This window comes from Novosphingobium indicum, from assembly GCF_014645195.1.
GTDB lineage: Bacteria > Pseudomonadota > Alphaproteobacteria > Sphingomonadales > Sphingomonadaceae > Novosphingobium > Novosphingobium indicum.
Window position 1 is genome coordinate 1 of sequence record NZ_BMLK01000047.1, and the last position, 12,105, is coordinate 12,105.

Annotated in this window: 9 protein-coding genes and 5 pseudogenes; 4 read left to right on the forward strand and 10 right to left on the reverse strand. The window is 60.2% G+C overall.

The genetic code is table 11. From position 1 onward, the window contains the following. Window positions 1-273 precede the first annotated feature (273 nt). The 3 genes and pseudogenes from IEX64_RS23175 to IEX64_RS24725 form a co-directional block, all read right to left on the reverse strand. Window positions 274-457: pseudogene (locus IEX64_RS23175) on the reverse strand (IS21 family transposase); the annotation flags it as partial. 65 nt (window positions 458-522) lie between these two features. Beyond that, entirely contained in the window at window positions 523-1,011 is a 489-nt protein-coding gene (locus IEX64_RS24560) for a group II intron maturase-specific domain-containing protein (RefSeq protein ID WP_229710697.1), read from the reverse strand. Between the two features lie 87 nt (window positions 1,012-1,098). Beyond that, window positions 1,099-1,275: pseudogene (locus IEX64_RS24725) on the reverse strand (group II intron reverse transcriptase/maturase); the annotation flags it as partial. Between the two features lie 29 nt (window positions 1,276-1,304). Between IEX64_RS24725 and IEX64_RS23185 the strand changes: the two are divergent. From IEX64_RS23185 to IEX64_RS23195, 3 genes and pseudogenes are all read left to right on the forward strand, one after another. Then, window positions 1,305-1,446, forward strand: a pseudogene (locus IEX64_RS23185) (transposase); the annotation flags it as partial. 40 nt (window positions 1,447-1,486) lie between these two features. Further along, on the forward strand, window positions 1,487-2,851 hold the full coding sequence (locus IEX64_RS23190) for a transposase (RefSeq protein ID WP_188823732.1): 1,365 nt from the start codon (window positions 1,487-1,489) through the stop codon (window positions 2,849-2,851). Window positions 2,852-2,934: 83 nt separating this feature from the next. Continuing rightward, window positions 2,935-3,371, forward strand: a pseudogene (locus tag IEX64_RS23195) (transposase); the annotation flags it as partial. A 123-nt stretch (window positions 3,372-3,494) separates the two neighbouring features. Here IEX64_RS23195 and IEX64_RS24825 read toward each other — a convergent pair. The 5 genes and pseudogenes from IEX64_RS24825 to IEX64_RS23225 form a co-directional block, all read right to left on the reverse strand. Beyond that, window positions 3,495-3,818 (reverse strand): transposase, encoded by a 324-nt coding sequence (locus IEX64_RS24825; protein WP_188823734.1) that lies wholly within the window; start codon window positions 3,816-3,818, stop codon window positions 3,495-3,497. A gap of 501 nt (window positions 3,819-4,319) precedes the next feature. Then, window positions 4,320-4,708: pseudogene (locus IEX64_RS23205) on the reverse strand (transposase); the annotation flags it as partial. 456 nt (window positions 4,709-5,164) lie between these two features. After that, entirely contained in the window at window positions 5,165-5,662 is a 498-nt protein-coding gene (locus tag IEX64_RS23215) for an aromatic-ring-hydroxylating dioxygenase subunit beta (RefSeq protein ID WP_188823736.1), read from the reverse strand. Beyond that, a complete protein-coding gene (locus IEX64_RS23220) occupies window positions 5,659-6,834 on the reverse strand; it encodes an aromatic ring-hydroxylating oxygenase subunit alpha (protein ID WP_188823738.1) in 1,176 nt (391 codons plus the stop codon). The genes IEX64_RS23215 and IEX64_RS23220 overlap by 4 nt, the downstream gene beginning before the upstream one ends. Before the next feature lie 41 nt (window positions 6,835-6,875). Next, complete coding sequence (locus tag IEX64_RS23225; RefSeq protein WP_188823740.1) at window positions 6,876-7,862, reverse strand: dihydrodipicolinate synthase family protein; 987 nt, start codon at window positions 7,860-7,862, stop codon at window positions 6,876-6,878. Between the two features lie 146 nt (window positions 7,863-8,008). Here IEX64_RS23225 and IEX64_RS23230 point away from each other — a divergent pair, with 146 nt between their 5' ends. Next, the gene (locus tag IEX64_RS23230) at window positions 8,009-8,797 is read left to right on the forward strand and encodes a 1,6-dihydroxycyclohexa-2,4-diene-1-carboxylate dehydrogenase (RefSeq protein WP_188823743.1); all 789 of its coding nucleotides are present in this window, start codon (window positions 8,009-8,011) and stop codon (window positions 8,795-8,797) included. An 18-nt stretch (window positions 8,798-8,815) separates the two neighbouring features. Here IEX64_RS23230 and IEX64_RS23235 read toward each other — a convergent pair whose 3' ends face one another. Beyond that, window positions 8,816-10,042 carry an NAD(P)/FAD-dependent oxidoreductase gene (locus IEX64_RS23235; RefSeq protein WP_188823745.1) on the reverse strand — a complete coding sequence of 409 codons (1,227 nt, stop codon included), beginning with the start codon at window positions 10,040-10,042 and terminating at the stop codon, window positions 8,816-8,818. Between the two features lie 107 nt (window positions 10,043-10,149). Then, the gene (locus tag IEX64_RS23240; protein WP_229710698.1) at window positions 10,150-11,739 is read right to left on the reverse strand and encodes a sigma 54-interacting transcriptional regulator; all 1,590 of its coding nucleotides are present in this window, start codon (window positions 11,737-11,739) and stop codon (window positions 10,150-10,152) included. Window positions 11,740-12,105 lie beyond the last annotated feature (366 nt).

Consider the following 12,105-nt stretch of genomic DNA (forward strand, 5'->3'; position numbering starts at 1 on the left):
ATCAGGTCCAACAATCAGGGAATTTTCAAAGCCCACTTTTGCGGAGAATTACACGCCCACTGACAATAGCCTGTGATCCGGGCAAATTCATCGAGTATGCGGCCCTTTTCCTTGCGCCCTGCTGACCGATATCGATCCCGGACTGCCGAGATCAACTCCTCCCGTGTTGCCATGCTCACCTTCCTCATTCTAATCCTCCCGACGCCGCTGGCTTGGGAACATTTCCGATGAGGCAACACTCAATTCACAGGAACATTTCTGGCGAGGCAATGCACGGTTCACCGCCACCGGCACCGTGTCGCCGGCGTAGTCGATGAACAGCTTCTCACCGCCGGCATGGGTCTGTCTGGCGCATGACCAGCGGCAGCCGGCCTTCCCAGCCTCGGAACAGCTCGCACCAGCGACTGTAGCGGTAGCCGTCGGGATGAGCAGCAATGTATTCTTCCCACAGGACCTGAAAGCGCATAAGCGCTTCCCCTCCCCGAACCGTACGTGCACCTTTCAACGCATAAGGCTCTCTATTCAACCCTGGCCCATGGCCATGGCGACATCATGATAACGGGAAGTGACGGTGTTTCGGAGTTCGTCCCTGTAGATGTAGGGATTTCGCTCCGGGTTCCGCCACCGGAACTGCAACTTCTGGCTGGTGACCAGTCGTCGTAGCGCCTTGCCGACGGCATTGCCCTGATTGCTCCGGCTGTAAATCAGCCACGTCTTTGAGTGGCCGATTTCCGGAACGCGGTACCATTTGCGCATCAAGGGCTTGATGCGGGACCGGAATTTCTGCGCCAACCAGTGCGCCATTTTCCAGAACGCGACAGTGTCGATGCGCCGGAATGTGCGCGCCGTGAAGTCGGTGAACTTATAGAACGCGGCCCAGCTCGCCAGTTGGCGGTTCAGGCTGTCGATCATGTCCACCGTGGCAATCTCATGATTGCCGGAGAGGGTCTCGACCAATCGGCGAGCGAAGGTCTTGGCTTTCTCCTTGGGTATCGTCGAGACCACGGACATACGTCCGCTCGATCCCCGCCTGCGGATAATCCGGTGCCCGAGGAACACGAACCCGTCGTCGACGTGGGTGATATGGCTCTTGTCCATATTCAACGTCAGCTTCAGGTTGCCTTCCAGAAGGGCCCGGCATTCCTCGTGGATGGCCTCGGCATGTGCCTTGGTGCCCTTGACGATGACGACGAAGTCGTCGGCGTAACGGCAGAAGGCGACAGCAGGTTTCCATTGCCGGTTCTCGCGAACCGTGATGGGGCGTCCCTGCTGGATACCGAAGTTCTAGGCCCAGCGATCCTTTCGTGAACGAGCTCAAGAACCGGGGTGTGGCCGATATCCTGATCGCCGTCGTTGACGGTCTGAAAGGCTTCCCCGATGCGATCAACGCCGTGTTCCCCGAAACGGTCGCAAACCTGTATCGTGGGGTCATTGAAAAAGTCGCTCCGGTCTGATTCACTGTGTCGAGGCAGTGGGAGATGGCATTATGCTTGGCTGCAAGGAGCGGGGTCAGCTTGAACTATTCATCACGGGATCGCTTCGTCAGCTGATTCCGGACGATCACGTCCTGGCGCGGGTGGACCGGGTTCTCGACCTGAGATGGCTGCGCGACGAGGTCAGCGACCTTTACTGCGCTGACAATGGCCGTCCCGGTATCGATCCCGAGGTTGCGGTCCGGCTGATGCTCGCCGGGTTCCTGCTTGGTATCGTGCATGACCGCCGACTGATGCGCGAGGCGCAGGTGAACCTGGCGATCCGCTGGTTTTGCGGTTTCGCGCTACATGAGCCGTTGCCGGATCATTCTTCGCTGACGCGCATTCGTCAACGCTGGGGAGCAGAACGTTTCCGCCGTATTTTCGAGCGGACGGTGCAGGCTTGTATTGCCGCGAAGATTGCAACCGGCGAAGTCGTCCATATCGATGCCTCGCTGATCCGTGCCCATGTCAGCTGGGACTCGCTGGTTGTTCGCCACGTCGAGGCGGTCACCGAGGCGAACGACGAAACGCTTTTCGACAATCGCAAGAAGGGCAGGTCAAAGAAGGTTTGTGTCACCGATCCCGACGCGACCATGGCGACCAACGGCCGCAACCGCCGACTTGAACCGGCCTACAAACAGCACACCGCCGTGGACGATGTCGCCGGCGTCATCGTCGATGTAGAGGTTGCGACCGGTGAGGAGAACGAGGGTATAGCTGTGGTCGCACGGCTCGATGCCATCACCGCGACGACCGGCGCGGCGATGGCGGTTGCCACAATGGATGCCGGTTATGCCTATGCCAAAGTCTTCCGCGCGCTTGAAGATCGCGAGATCGAAGGCGTGGTTCCGGCCAAGGCCGAACCGCCGCCCGGCAAGGTCATTCCCACCCGTCGCTTCAAGTTTGATGCGCGCCACAACATCGCTCGCTGCCCTAGAGGCAAGATCCTGCACCCCAGGGGCAAGCTTCAGCGCGGAGCGTTTCAGCATTTTCATGCCAATGCCAAAGATTGCGCGGCATGCCCGCTCAAGGCGCGCTGCGTCAGCCCGTCGCGTTATGGCCGTGTGGTCGTGTTCAATGTCAATCACCCATCATTGCTACGGGCGCGGCGTAGACGGCTGCGGTGGGGTGAGCGAGAAGAACGGCTCTATCAGCGTCACCGCTGGCGGGTCGAAGGCGTCCATGGCGAAGCCAAAACCTGGCATGGTCTTGCGCGTGCCGTCCGGCGCGGTCTCGATAACATGCGCATCCAGGCATTCCTCACCGCCGCCGCGATTAACCTCAAGCGGCTCGCCGTCGCCCTGATTGCGCTGATTTACGGGGTTTTGAACACCCATACGCGCCGGAAACAGTTGCACAGCTTCGGTGTCGCTTGATCGTGCGCCCCAGTCGCAAAACTCGTGGCATTGGCAGACCATCTGTCGCAGATCGACGATAATGGGGCTTTTTCAACGACCCCATCGTGCATCTGATCCGCAACTCGATGAACTTCGCGTCCTGGAAGGACAGGAAATCCGTCGCTCAATCCCTGCGAAGCGTCTATCGCGCCAAGAATGCCGAAGCCGGCCTGCCGCGCTGGAAGCCTTCGAAGAAGGGCATTGGGGCCAGAAATATCCGCCCATCGCGCAAAGCTGGCGTTGCCACTGGGAGCAGGTCATCCCGTTCTTTGCCTTCAGCACACCGATCCAGCGGATGATCTACACAACGAATGCGATCGAGGCGCTGAACTCGAAGCTCAGGCGAGCCGTGCGCACCCGTGGCCACTTCCCCGGTGACGAGGCGGCGATGAAGCTGCTATACCTCGTCCTCAATCACGCGGCCGAGGAATGGAAACGGCCGCCGCGCGAGTGGACAGAGGCCAAAACCCAGTTTGCCGTTCTCTTCGGCGACAGGTTCATGGTACTGATGAACAAAACCGGCTCCGCGCACAAAATTACTGACAGTCCCGGGCCAGGCTGTGCGGATATCCATCTTGGCCAGGGCTTCAGCCTTGAGACCGGATACGTTGATGCAGACCCATCATGCCAACTCGAATTTACCCCTTGCCGACGGGGCGGGCCATACGTTTAGGATGTCGCGCTCCATCCGCGTGCGAACCAACTCGCGCTTCAGTTTCGTGATCTGCGATGCCTGATCAGCAGGCGATGGCAACGGCGCTATCGCGCCTGCCGACACCGCTTGCGAAAGCGGCCCACTGCGTGTCGACCGCCTCCATGCCTGCAGCATCGACGGCATAATGCCAACTTCAGCCGCAATATGGGCCAACGGTCGACCGCTGCGTTCCAGTAGCGCAACCGTCTCGCGTTTGAACTCGGGCGCAAATACCCGCTTCTGTGTAGTCATTATTGCACCTTCCTTGCCCCGCAGAGCTTAGCTAAGGTGTCCACCAAATCAGAGGAATATCAGCGTAATCCTCATCCAGTTTGTCGCGCTACACAGGAAGTCCGACGCATCGCCAACAAGCTTGTCCAGCGCTGTATAAGCCCGGCCTACGTCACTGCCTGGTCATGCTGGCGACGCGCGCATCAAGCCACCTCCAGACGCGCTCACCTCAAGTGAAAAATGCAACTGTAATGCTAGGGTTATCTGTGGACGCCCCGTAAGATGCAAGGGGTAATTGGAGGCTTGGCGTGTAGTCGGGTGCTTACATCTGTCCGGCCTTTAATGCGGCTTTATCGATGCCGCTGGCCCGTATGGGAGTTCACGGATCGGCTCCATATCAGGACTGCGTGCTTGGGTAGCACCTTGACCCTATCTGGTTTTGCTGATCCCGTCTCATCGACCGTTATGCCATATCTTCCATCTGACCTTCCTATATCTGCGCACCCTCGTGGTCGTGACTGGTTACCCAGCCACGACCAGTGCTCTATAAGTCTCATTCTTCAGCATCAGCGCCCACACCGTCCGCGCCATCTTGTTGGCAAGTGCGGTGATCACCAGCATTCTTGGTTTGCGCGCCAGCATCCGTGCCTGCCATGAACCCGCTGGTGCGCCGCGCCTTGTTGCCTGACACACAACCGAGCTCGCCCCGATTATCAGGAGCCGTCGCAAGGTTCGTTCCCCATCTTCGAGGTAGCTCCAAGCTGCTGTTTGCCGTCAGTTGATTTTTGGAGTGGTGTCAGGCCCAGCCAGGCCGCGAAGTCCCGGCCCGTGCGGAACACTTCTGGCGGCGGTGCCAAAGCGGCCAGCGCCGTTGCTGTGATCGGACCGATATTAAGGATGGTCATCAACCGGCATGGATATGGACCGGCAAGTCGAGCTCGCAAAGACGTTCGTAGAGAGGGGTACCAATAGGGATTTCCCAGCGGTGGCGTGCCATTCATGCCTTGGCTTGGATCGGGGTTGAGCAAGGCACCGACGAAATCAAGTTCGTCGACAACCCGCAAGTCCAATCGACGATTCATGCCACCGGGCATTCCCGTTCAGGGTGAGGAACCGTCGAGGCGACAGCAGCTGAACGTCTGTTCCCACCGAATCCATCAAGACGTTCTGTTCAGCGCTTTACCGAAGTTGACCATCGCTCATTTTCGCGCCGTAAGCCTTGCCGTATTGCCCCCCAAACAATCAGATTGCTTCTGTGCGCATAAAGTGATACCGGAGCAACCAGATGGGCATGCGCGTCAATGATCATCTATCCATACTCCCGTTGGTTTCAGCGAATTTTCGGTCTGAAGACAGAGTGCAGCAACTCAAATCGGGTATACAAGATATCGGGGGAGGACCGAGGTGTCGAGTTCGGCGCGGCGGGACAGCAACTTGGCGTCGCCTGCGTCCGACAATCGCAGCCTGTCGAGATAACGGCCCACGGCAAGAACCTGGGTGACACCGGTATCCATCGGCGTCATGAACACCGAAAAATTCGAGATGGCTTCCGCCGTGCTGGCATCGACCTGCCAATGGCTGACGCGCTGGACGAAATGGCGGGTGCGGTAGTCCTGAAACGTCCCCGCCCAGATTTCGTTGACATACGTGACGCGATCTTCGAGTCGCGCGCGGCAATCGTCGAACATGAACCCGAGTTCAAGGTTGTGCTCGGTGTTCTCGGTCGCGCGGCAATAATAGGAGGCCTCGTTTTCCTCGGCATAGTTCGCCAGCCAGCCTTTCATGTCCTTGCTGTCGAGTGCATTGGCGTCGGCCAGCAACAGCCGGTCGAGCGCCATTTCCAGCCCGTCTATGGAGTCAGTCATGCCTCAGCCCTTTCGAAACCCATCACTGAACGATAATATTCCCAGCGGGGCAGGTTGCCACTTTCATCGTTCTGCAGAAATTCAGATTCCAGCTTGGATGGATCACGTACGCCCTTCTGGAAAATCGCATTCCCCGGGGTGTGGCTGCCGATATGAATCCTGTGGAAGATCGAGGCGTCTTCCATGCTGATCAATCCGCACGGGCCCAGTAGGTTCGAGCTTTGCCGCAAACGGTGGCGCAGCATTTCGTCGTCATCGTCCTGATGCGCGAAATAGGCGTAATGAACCTCGGTCGTTTCCGCGTCGATCGGGGTCGCGAAGCGCAGGTTGATGATGTCAAGGTGCTTGGTCGAGACGAAAGTAGGGAACAGTTGGACGATGCGCGATCCGACCGAGGGATCCTGCCCCTTGAACGCAATCAGATCCTTGTCCTTGAGAACGCTGGGGCCGCTCGCCACCGAAAGCGCCGATTCGAAGCACACGTGCCCGCGCCTGGTGCAGGTATATTGCCGCCCTTTCCCGCCTTGCCAGTTCAGCATCTTGAACGCAGCGTGCAACAAGGGAGCATGGTAACCGTCGTTGTCGTTGTAGCCCTTCCAGTTACTGTCATAGCGGACCTTCTGATAGCCCAGAAGCTTCAGGCGCCCGTCGCCGGCCATCAGCTCGCGCAGTGTTTCGCCAGCCTCTCCCAGGAAAGTCTCGAGCGGCTCAGTCTCGCTGGAAAAAGTCACGAAGATCAGGCCATAGAACAATTCGAACCGTGGCTGCCCTAGGGGATAGTCGGCCTTGTCGAAACCGGGCAGGAATTCACGCGGGTTGGGGCAGCCGACAAGGTCGCCTTTGGCGTTGAACAGCCAGCGGTGATAGGGGCACTCAAACTCGGTCTTGTTGCCCATCACCGCGGTTTCGAGCTGGTTGCTACGGTGCGAGCAGGCGTTGTAGAACACCCGCACCACGTCAGCCTCGTCGCGCGAGATCAAGAGCGGGATGCCGGCCAGCCGCATGGTCTTGAAATCACCCGGATTGGGCAATTCGCTTTCGTGGGCGATCGGATGCCATTCCGCACCGTGAAAGATCCGCTGGATCTCATCGGCGTAGAGATCCGCGCGGATAAAGGCAGCCTTGGGAACCTCGTTGTAGTTCTTCGGCCAGGTCAGAGTCGCTTCAGCCATCCTCGTTCTCCCACGGTTCGATTTCGGTGAATCAGATCATTTCAGCGTTCCGCCTCGAGCGCCTTGCCGAGCTCGGCCCACATCCGGCCGGAATTGCGTGCGCCTTCAAGGTAGGGCTCGGGACAAAGGTGGTAGGGCGGCCGGCACGGACCGGCGTTCATCCACCCCCCCGCCGTCATCCGCGCCTTTTCCAGCGGGATGTTGTAGGTCGAGAATTCCTTGAAGCTGCCGTTGGGGAACAGCGTCGCCGCGGTCGGCGCCAGCCGCCCCATGAACGCCTTGGCCCTGCTCCAGTCTCCGCTGGCACGGGCCTGGGCGACGACATCGCGCAAGGTCGTGCTGACCAGCGGATGGCAGACCGCGCCGCTGGTCCAGAAGGCATCGATTGAATCGTCCATCCGGGACGCGCCATAATAATCGAAATCGATCGGCAGCAGCTTGATCCGGCCCTTGATCGCGGCAAGATCGGGCAGCAAGGTGCTGACCCCGATGTACTTGGCGGTGACGACCTGGGGAAGCTCGGCGACCTGCGCCCAGAAGGTGCGCGGGAAATCGAACTTGAATGCTTCCGGGTTGGCATAGATCGCGATGTTGATATCGGGCACTGCCTCGGCAACATCGCGGTAGAACTGGACCGCCACATCAAGGCTGGGCGCACACCACATCGGGATACCGAGCATCGTGCCGGTAGCTCCGATATCGACCGCCTGGCGCGTCAGGGCGATGGTATCGCGCGTGTTGATGCAGGTCGTGCCGACAAACACTGGAACCCGTCCAGCAGCAGCATCGACGATCGTCTTCATGAAGACCAGCTTCTCGTCGAGCGTCATGGTCGCGGCCTCGCCCAGCGTTCCCATGCTAAGAATGCCATCGATCCCGGCCTCGATCAGGCCGTTGACCATGCGGGCCGCCTCATCGACGTTGACCGTATCGGTGGCGCGCCAATCGGAGGCACCTTCCCTAGAGGGCGTCGGGACGATAGCCCATGCGCCTTTCACATCAGCAGCAGTCAACAGAATACGCGCCAAGAAGCCTCTCCTAAACATCTCTGCGTTGGCTATTGTGTAATGCATTGCCCTACAGCTTGGCAAGAGCGGAATACCGAATTAATGGGTGGGGGTGAGAAGGACCGAATGTATCACGTGAACGCTGACTAACTTGGGGGAAGTTCAGAATGACCGGAGCAAACAGCAGATTTGCAGGCAAGATCGCGGTTGTCACAGGCGCTGCTCAGGGGATCGGTCTTGCTGCCGCCCTACGCTTGGGTCGCGAAGGGGCGACGGTGGTGGTTGCCGACCGGGCCGAGCAGGCGACTCGGGAAGCGGTTTCGCGACTTAGGGCCGAAGCTATCGACGCGCACTCTGCCATCCACGACCTTGAGCAACAGGCCGGAGCTGTTGACCTTTATCAGGCGGTCAGCGAAAACTTCGGACGGATAGACATAGCCGTCCACAATGTCGGCGGCACGATCTGGGCCAAGCCTTATTGGGAATACACCCCGGAAGAGATCGTCGCCGAAATCAACCGTTCGCTGTGGCCGACCCTGTGGTGCTGTCATGCGGTGCTTCCGTACATGCGCGCAGTTGGCCGAGGATCGATCGTCAACATCGGATCAGTGGCGACCCGCGGCATCAACCGGGTGCCCTATGCGGCGGCGAAGGGCGGTGTGTCGGCGCTGACGGCAGCCTTGTCACTGGAACTGGGGGACTGCGGCATCCGGGTCAACTGCGTGGCCCCGGGCGGGGTAAATGTGACGCGGGTTACGCCGCGCAACACCGCCACTCCATCGGACGCAGACCGCAAGGGCTTTGACGAAGTGATGGAACAGACCCTGCGCGACACTCCGCTCGGCCGTTTTGGCGAGCCTGAGGAGCTGGCCGCGGCGATATGTTTCCTCGCGGCTGACGAGGCATCCTATGTCACGGGCCAGACGCTCTTTGTGGCTGGTGGCGGCATCGGCTGATTCCCGGCCCCGCGTGGCTTAGCCCGCCTGCTTGAGGAGGTCGCGCAGGGAAACATTGGCATCAGACAGCTGCACGGCCTGGGCCTTGGCCCGACGCTCCACCAGCCGCTTACCGATGCCCATGTCAGGGGCGCGGTTGACGGTCAGGATGCCCTCGACCGTCTCGCCCGACTGGAAGAATGCGGCAAATGCGTTGCTAGCCATGTCACCACGCACGGTCACCTCGGCCTGCACCGGGATATGGCCACAGAACTGGATGTTGAGATCGTACTGGTCACTCCAATACCAAACCGGCTTGCAGTAATCGACCTCCTGCCCGAGCATGGCGAGGGCCGCAGCTTGGGCCTGATCGGCGGCATTTTGGTAGGTTTCCTGACGGATATGGCCGCCAAAGAAGCTCGCCTGCTCGGCCACGTCGCCAGCAGCAAAGACATTTGCGCTGCTGGTGCGGCATTGGCGATCGACGATGATGCCGTTGTTGGTGGCGATGCCGGCGTCCCGTGCCAGGCTGATCTCCGGCACGATCCCGACCCCGACCACTACGGCATCGCAATCGACCAGCGAACCGTCATCGAGTTCGACGCGCGTCACCCTCCCGTCTAGCACCTTCATCGCGGTCACGCCGCGCCCGAAGCGGGTATCGACCCCGCGCTGGCGATGCTCCACGCCCAGCCACTGCCCGAACTGCGGCCCAAGCGCACGGATCATCGGCGCGGCGAGCGGCTCGATCGCCGTCACCCGGCAGCCCAGCTTGACTGCGCTGGCCGCCACTTCAGCGCCGATCACGCCCATGCCGACGATCAGGATCCGCGCCCCGTCCCTGAGGTCCGCCGCCATCCGGGTGGCATCATCGCGGGTGCGCAGGTAATGGACATTGGCGGCATCGGCGCCTTCCATGTTAAGCTTGCGGGCGGAACCACCGGTGGTCAGCAAGATGCGGTCGGCCTGGACCAGGTCTCCGCCCGCCAGGCGCACAGCGCTCGCCGCCAGGTCGAGCGCTTCGGCGCGCGCGCCAAGCCGCATTTCGATGCGGTTGGCGGCGTACCAGGCCTCGTCATGAAGGAAGAAATTGTCCGGTACATTGGCCGGATCCCACAACACCTCCTTGGACAGGGGCGGGCGCTCGTAGGGCCGCCACGGTTCTTCGCCGATAAGGGTGATCCGGCCATCGAAGCCAGCCTGGCGCAAGGACTCCACCGCGCGGCCACCCGCAAGATTTGCTCCGACCACGGCTACCGATTTCATGCGATTCTCCCAACTTTGCGTGCTTTCCCGGTCTTATTGCCGGAAGGCGCACCTCCCTATAGACCTTCTTTGCACAATATGCAATGCGTTGCGAGAGTTAACGCGCGCTAGGCGGATTCCTGGATTTCCATTTTTTCAAGACGCAAGGCGAGCTGCCGACGGGTAAAGCCTAAGGTGCGCGCCGCGCGAGCAACGTTGCCCCCACTTGCATCAAGGGCCTCGCGGATCACCAGCCCTTCCATTTCCAGCAGGCTTCCGCCCTCATCGACGATCAGATCCAGCATCTGGCGCACCAAGTTGGCGCGACTACCAACATTGTCAACGGCGCTGATCCTGCCATCGTTGGTCATGCACATCGCCGGCTTCAATTCGAGGCCGTCGGTTTCCAAGAACAGGTGTCTGACGTCGATCGCTCGTCCGTCGTCCGCCAACAGCACGGCGCGTTCCACCATTCGCTCAAGTTCGCGCACATTGCCCGGGAAATCGTAAGCCAACAGCGCGTTAATCGCCCGCGGAGTGAAGCCCGATACTGTTCGGCCATGGCGCAGGGCATAACGCAGACGGAAGTGTTCCAGCAGCACCGGAATGTCCTCGCGGCGCTGGCGCAGCGGCGGCACCCGGACCGGTAAAGTCGATATCCGGTAGAACAAGTCGGCACGAAACGTGCCTTCCCGCACCGCCTCGTTAAGTTCCACATTCGATGCTGCGATCAATCGGACATCCACCTTGATCGTCCGCGTATCGCCGACCCGCTCGAACTCACCTTCCTGGACAGCGCGCAGAATCTTCGATTGTGCAAGTGGCGACAGTGTCGATATCTCGTCCAGGAACAGCGTGCCGCCATTGGCCAGCTCGAACCGACCGGGCCGGGCGGCAACCGCGCCAGTATAGGCCCCCTTGGCCACGCCGAACAGCTCCGATTCGATCAGCCCCTCAGGGATCGCCGCGCAGTTGAGCGCGATGAACGGCTCCGCCTCGCGCGTGCTCAGCCGATGAGCGAGCTTGGCCAGCACTTCCTTGCCGACCCCGGTCTCGCCCATTAACAGCAGCGTCGCATTGCTCGCTGCGGTGCGTTCGATCATGGTCTTGGCTGAGAGGAACGCTGCCGATATCCCAATCACCGTTTGGCCCGCATCATGCCACGTTTCGGACAGGACCAGCGGCGTCGCGGCCAATTCGAGGTCGTCCAACTGATCCCATTCGGGTTTTGGTTTGGCGTGAAGTACGCAGGCAGCATCGCCTCGCCCCGCACATTCCACTTCGCGCATGATGATCGGTTGTCCCGCGAAGGTTGTGGCAAAGCCGCTTGCAAAGCCGGTCTGCATCCAGCACACCGGATCGGTGCTGTGCCCCATCGCGTTGAGATGGATCGCCGCCTCCATCGAATCGTGGACCGTGAACCGGCCTTCGAAATGCCCCCGCGAGGGATCGTTTTCAAGAGTTTCGATCTGGGTCCAGCCGAACCCGGTCAAGGCGTGTGCCTGCGGTCCGACCGCGAATGCTTCGAGATAATCACCATCCGGGCGCAATTTCTTCGCGCCGATCGCGCACCGTGCGCCTTCGGCAAAACCGACACCCCAGAAGAACCGGCTGGCCGCTTCTAGCCCCAATTCGGCCACCAGGCGGCTGCGCCAGCTGGCCAGGGCCGCTTGGCTGAGCAGTACGCAGCGTTCACCGTCATGCCAGATCCGGCCCATTTCCGGTGAGAACAGCAGCTTGCTGGCAAGGTCGGCGTAGCTTGGAGGTGTCTTCATCCGGTCAGCTTATCAGATTCGTAACTTTCGAGCCAGCCTCAAGCCTCGACATTTACATTTACGACGATCTGCAAAGTGCCTCGCAGTGGGACTGATCAACCCGGACTGCTGTAAATCAGCCAGAAACCGATATTGGCACGATTCGTGCTTTTAACTCCCCGACACGAAAAATCGATGGCAGCTTTAGCCACGCTCTCGGGATAGGATCAAATGAACGACAACATTGCCGATCTTGTTGATTCACGCACCGGGCGCCAATCGCGCTCGATCTACGCGAGCGAAGACATCTATCGGCAGGAACTTGAGCGG

Bases quoted from the DNA above. Each gene is read 5' to 3' on its own strand.
- IEX64_RS24560 (WP_229710697.1), bottom strand. From the start codon at position 1,011: ATGTCCGTGGTCTCGACGATACCCAAGGAGAAAGCCAAGACCTTCGCT.
- IEX64_RS23230 (WP_188823743.1), top strand. From the start codon at position 8,009: ATGACCGGAGCAAACAGCAGATTTGCAGGCAAGATCGCGGTTGTCACA.
- IEX64_RS23235 (WP_188823745.1), bottom strand. From the start codon at position 10,042: ATGAAATCGGTAGCCGTGGTCGGAGCAAATCTTGCGGGTGGCCGCGCG.
- IEX64_RS23240 (WP_229710698.1), bottom strand. From the start codon at position 11,739: ATGGGCCGGATCTGGCATGACGGTGAACGCTGCGTACTGCTCAGCCAA.
- IEX64_RS23190 (WP_188823732.1), top strand. From the start codon at position 1,487: ATGCTTGGCTGCAAGGAGCGGGGTCAGCTTGAACTATTCATCACGGGA.
- IEX64_RS23215 (WP_188823736.1), bottom strand. From the start codon at position 5,662: ATGACTGACTCCATAGACGGGCTGGAAATGGCGCTCGACCGGCTGTTG.
- IEX64_RS23220 (WP_188823738.1), bottom strand. From the start codon at position 6,834: ATGGCTGAAGCGACTCTGACCTGGCCGAAGAACTACAACGAGGTTCCC.
- IEX64_RS24825 (WP_188823734.1), bottom strand. From the start codon at position 3,818: ATGACTACACAGAAGCGGGTATTTGCGCCCGAGTTCAAACGCGAGACG.